The sequence below is a fragment of the Pseudokineococcus marinus genome (assembly GCF_013004605.1).
Taxonomy (GTDB): Bacteria; Actinomycetota; Actinomycetes; order Actinomycetales; family Quadrisphaeraceae; genus Pseudokineococcus; species Pseudokineococcus marinus.
In genome coordinates this window covers 1-2,041 of record NZ_JABEMA010000424.1, presented here as the reverse complement: position 1 = coordinate 2,041, position 2,041 = coordinate 1, and the positions used below count along the sequence as shown (strand labels likewise).

2 protein-coding genes are annotated in these 2,041 nt (G+C 80.5%); one reads left to right on the top strand and one right to left on the bottom strand.

Annotation, left to right across the window (positions count from 1 at the left end; all coding sequences use genetic code 11):
* Positions 1 to 1,667 (top strand): hypothetical protein (locus HLB09_RS16215; RefSeq protein WP_171204341.1); only part of this gene is annotated, 1,667 nt, incomplete at its 5' end.
* Positions 1,668 to 1,731: 64 nt separating this feature from the next.
* Here the strand turns inward: HLB09_RS16215 and HLB09_RS16210 are convergent.
* Positions 1,732 to 2,041, bottom strand: a 310-nt coding sequence (locus tag HLB09_RS16210) for a DUF4126 domain-containing protein (protein WP_171204340.1), incomplete at its 5' end; no start/stop codon positions are given.

Sequence of the window (2,041 nt, the reverse complement as noted above, 5' to 3'; positions counted from 1 at the left end):
GGTGGCGCCTGCTGCTCGGCGCCCTCCCGGGCCTCGTCCTGCTGGCCGTCGCCGCGGCGGGCGGCGCGTCCGCCGCCACGGCCGTCCTCGTGGCCGTCGTCGGCGTCCTCGTCCTGCTCGCCGGCACGGCCGCGGGTGCCGCGGCGGTGCACCTGCGGGCGCTGCGCGTCGCCGTCCCCGCCAACCTCTACGGCGTCTGCTCCGGCATGCCCTCCGGTGACGCGCCGGACGACGACCGGGACGACGACCGGGTCCTCGCCCCGTGGCTCACCGACCTCCTCGACGAGGCCGCCGGCCTGCCCGAGGGCGCGGGCCCGCTCACCTTCGGGCACCTGTGGGCCGGCCCGGGGGCCGAGCCGCTCACGGGCCTCGAGGAGGCGCCGGCCGACGCCGCGGTGCGGCTCGAGGTCGTCACCACCTCGGTGACGCACGGGCGGCCCGTGCGCATGCCGCTGGGCGCGCGGCGCGACGGCGTCCCGCCCCTCTACGTCGACCCGGCCGAGCTGCGGCGGCTGCTGCCCGAGCGCGTCGTCGCCTGGGTCGAGGAGCACCCGCCCCCGCTGCCGGAGGACCCGGCCGAGCGGCTCGAGCGCCGGGCCCGCGACGCCCTCGCGCGCCCGCTCGTGCCCCTGCCGGCGTCGGCGGACCTGCCCGTCGCGCTGGCCGTGCGCACGAGCCTGTCCTACCCGCTGCTCGTCAGCGCCGTGCCCTTCCACGTCCTCGACCTCGAGGAGGGCGCCGGTGCGCTGCGGCGCGTCGCCGCCGCGGTCGACGACGTGCTCTCCTCCGCCACCTCCTCCCGGTCCTCCGGGGCGCCGGGCAGCGAGCCGGGCGAGGAGGACCCGCTGGGGGCGGTGCTCGTGCGCCTGCCCGGCGAGGTGCTGCCGACCCGGCGGGTGTGGACGACGGACGGCGGGGTCACGAGCAACTTCCCCGTGCAGGTCTTCGACGCCTTCGCGCCGTCGCGGCCGACCTTCGGCATCACCCTGCGCCCGCAGCGCCCCGGCTCTCCCATGGGAGGTCCGCTGGACCCGGGGGCACCGGGTCCCGCCGACGACGCCCTCGCCCCGGTGCTGCACCCGCTGGAGCCGGGGGCCGACGGCTCGCCCGCCGGCGTCCTGCGCTTCGCGGGCGCCGTGCTGTCGACGATGCAGGACTGGTCCGACACCGTGCAGCTGCCCCTGCCGGGCGTGCGGGACCGGGTGGCGCAGGTCGAGGTCCCGTCGGGGGACGGCGGGTGGGACCTGCGGATGCCGCCCGAGGCCATCGCCCGCCTGGCCGGCCGCGGCCGGGAGGCCGGCGTCGCCCTGCGCGAGCGCTTCACCACCGCCGGGGCGTCGGGCTGGACGGGCTGGGAGACCCACCGGTGGACCCGGCTGCGCGCCTCCCTGCCCCTGCTCGAGGAGGCCGCCGGCGAGCTCGTCGCGGCGCTCGACCCGGCGACCGCGGGCCCGGGCGAGCAGGACCTGCGCGAGATGCTGCGCCTGCCGCCCGAGGAGGTGCCGGTGCACCCGTGGACGGGCCGCTCCCAGCGGCGGCGCGCGCAGCAGGCCCTCGCCGGGCTGCTCGAGTCCTCGCCCGCGGGCGTCCCCCCGGAGGACCGGCTCGGCGCCGGCGCGCCCCAGCCGCCGCTGGCGCTGCGCTACGGGCCGCGCGACGGCGTCTGATCCCCTTCGTCCGCCCGGAGCGGCGCTCCGGTGGGCGGCGGACCGCCGCTCCGCCGCAGGGCGGTCAGACCGGGCGCACGGCCCGGCGCCGTCGACGCCGGCGGACGACGGCCACGGCGACCGCGAGCAGCACCCCCAGGGCGACGAGCACCAGCACGGGCGCGAGCAGCGCCGAGGCCACGAGCCCGAGGGAGAGGGCGTCCTCGGCCGCCGAGGCCACGGGGGCGCCGACGCCCGCCGTCGTCGCGTTGACGGCCGCCCGGCCCGCGGCCTTGAGCAGGTGGACGACGAGCGCCACCGCCGCGCCCGCGAGCACCGTCGTCCCGTCGACGCCCGCGAGCCACGACGCGTCGCCGCCGGCGCCCGGGCCGGCG